The sequence below is a fragment of the Novosphingobium sp. genome (assembly GCF_032093395.1).
Lineage (GTDB): Bacteria > Pseudomonadota > Alphaproteobacteria > Sphingomonadales > Sphingomonadaceae > Novosphingobium.
Map to the genome: position 1 here is coordinate 1 of NZ_DAMDBA010000165.1, position 2,380 is coordinate 2,380.

Annotated in this window: 3 protein-coding genes; all 3 read right to left on the reverse strand. The window is 65.0% G+C overall.

Translation table 11 applies throughout. From position 1 onward, the window contains the following. Positions 1 to 128: 128 nt before the first annotated feature. A complete protein-coding gene (locus tag RT424_RS24325) occupies positions 129 to 1,280 on the reverse strand; it encodes a S1C family serine protease (protein WP_000128323.1) in 1,152 nt (383 codons plus the stop codon). A gap of 18 nt (positions 1,281 to 1,298) precedes the next feature. Next, a complete protein-coding gene (locus tag RT424_RS24330) occupies positions 1,299 to 2,126 on the reverse strand; it encodes a zinc metalloprotease HtpX (RefSeq protein WP_000019579.1) in 828 nt (275 codons plus the stop codon). Then, positions 2,113 to 2,380, reverse strand: a 268-nt coding sequence (locus RT424_RS24335) for a phosphate-starvation-inducible PsiE family protein (RefSeq protein ID WP_313443463.1), incomplete at its 5' end; no start/stop codon positions are given. The genes RT424_RS24335 and RT424_RS24330, both read right to left, overlap by 14 nt.

Sequence of the window (2,380 nt, forward strand, 5' to 3'; positions counted from 1 at the left end):
AAATGACTCCCTTATATCCATTTAACCTAAACAGCCTTCCCCCCACTGCACTAGCTAGGGCTCGTAGTTCGGCGCAAGGCTGAAGTCGCTTGACTGCTTCGCTGTGCAGATCCATGACCCACTTTCCATCAAACTCCCGGTTGTAGTTCCACAAGCATCTCGCGAGTCTTGCCGGCCCGCTCCACTAACAAGACCACAACATCTCCAACGTTCTTGTCGTCTAGCCGGGCCTGTAATGTGGTGACGTCGTCGACGGCGATACCGTCGATGCTGATAACGCGATCGCCGGGCACGATGCCGCCTGCGGTGACCTCGACGCCGACGAGCCCGGCCCTGTGCGCCACCGAGCCCGGCGTCACGCGCAATACGAATACGCCCTTACTACCGGTCAGCGCCTGCAGACGCGCGTTGAGCTGCTCATCCACCTCGATGCCCAGCGCCGGACGGATGTACTTGCCGGTCTTTATGAGTTGCGGCACCACGCGCATGACGGTATCCACCGGCACAGCGAAACCGATGCCAGCGGAAGCGCCCGAAGGGCTGTAGATGGCGGTGTTGATGCCGATCAGCCGCCCGGCCGAATCGAGCAGCGGGCCGCCGGAGTTGCCGGGGTTGATAGCGGCGTCGGTCTGGATCAGGTGATCGATGGCAGGCCCGCCCCCTTCGCCGTCGAGGGTGCGGTCGAGCGCCGAGACGATGCCGGTGGTGAGCGTCCAGTCCAATCCGAAGGGATTGCCGATAGCGAACACTTTCTGCCCGACCTTGAGGTCGGCACTGGTGCCCACTGGCACAGCGGGCGGGCGCTTGAAGCCGACGCCGATCTTGAGCACGGCGATGTCGTGCTCGGGGCTGGCGCCCACCAGCGCAGCCTGATAATCGCGACCGTCGGCCAGTTTGACCGTGGCAGACGATGCCCCCTGGATGACGTGGAAGTTGGTCACCACGTGGCCGGCATCGTCCCAGATGAAGCCGGAGCCGGTGCCGCGCGGCACGGAAAAGACATTGCGCGACCAGACGTCACGCACCAGTTGCGCCGTGGTGATGTAAACCACCGACCCGCGCGATTTCTCGAACAGTTGGATGGTGGTCTGCTCGTCTGCCGCCAGATCACCACGCGGTGTCACCGTGCGCTCGGCCGCTTCGCGCGGACTGAACCAGGCTTCGATGGCAGGCAAGAACTGCCACAGCAGCATGAGTGCGGCGATGCAGCCAGTGATGACGAGCCAGCGCCGGATGAATCGGTCCGGCGCTGGGCGGCTGTTGAGGTCGGGGCAGGTCATGCATTCTCCTTGTTGAAATCAGCGCCAGACACCGCTGGCGCGCCAACGCGGTGGGCGTGGCGCCAAGGGGATGTCCGGCAGAAATGGGCTGGAATGAAGCGGTTGCGGTGCCATCGAATCAGCCAATTCCCGCAAGCGTTGGATGCGCTCTGTCGTCGCCGGATGCGTGCGCAACCAGGAGGGTTCCGGCTTGCCCCATCCGGGCAGCAGCCAGGCGCGACTCTCCCGCTCGATCTTGGCGAGCGCCAAAGCCAATCCCTGTGGGTCGCCGGTCAATTCGGCGGCGAGCCGGTCGGCGTCGAATTCGCGCACCCGCGACAAACCCAGTTGCGCCAGCAGCGCGAGCTGCGGCGAAACGGCCAGCAACAGCAGCGCCGGCCACTGGATAGCGACTGTGCCCCACAGCAAGGCCGGCAGGCTGAAAAGGAGCATGATTTGCCCCAACAAGGCCAGAAGATGGGTGAGCCGGCTGATGGAATCGGCCAGGCCCATGACACGCAAATCCTCGTTCGCAATATGCGCGATTTCGTGGCCGAGCACGCCGGTCAACTCGCGGGGCGTGAGGCTACGCAGCAGACCGTCGGTCAGCGCGATGGCCGCGTGATGCTTCGTACCGGTGGCGAAGGCGTTGACGACCCCGCTGGGCACGTAGTGCGGTACCGGCACGGCAGGCAACCCGGCCCGCGCCGCCAGTTCGCGCAACACAGCCCAAAGATCGGGCGCTTCATTCGGGTGCAGAGGGCGTGCGCCATACAGCCGCAGGGTCAGCCCGGAAGCCGCCGCCGGTTCGAGCAGCAGGGTGAACCCCGCGGCAGCCTGCGCGTGGCGCCGATCACGATGGCTCATTTGGGCTTTCCCCGGCGGCCCGGTCATCGCGCTCGCGCAGCAGCCAGTAAGTCGCCCCGAGGGCCAGCGTCGCGCCTGCGAGCGCCGCGATCTTGGCGGGGCTGGTCTCCGGGTCGAGGATCACGAACTTGCGCGCCAGGGCGATCAGCCCGATCAGGATCACCGTCTTGACCTGGATGATGCTATCGCGGCGCAAGGCCACCCGCACGATGGAATGCTTGAACTCCATGGCGATGAGCAGCGTCATGATCATG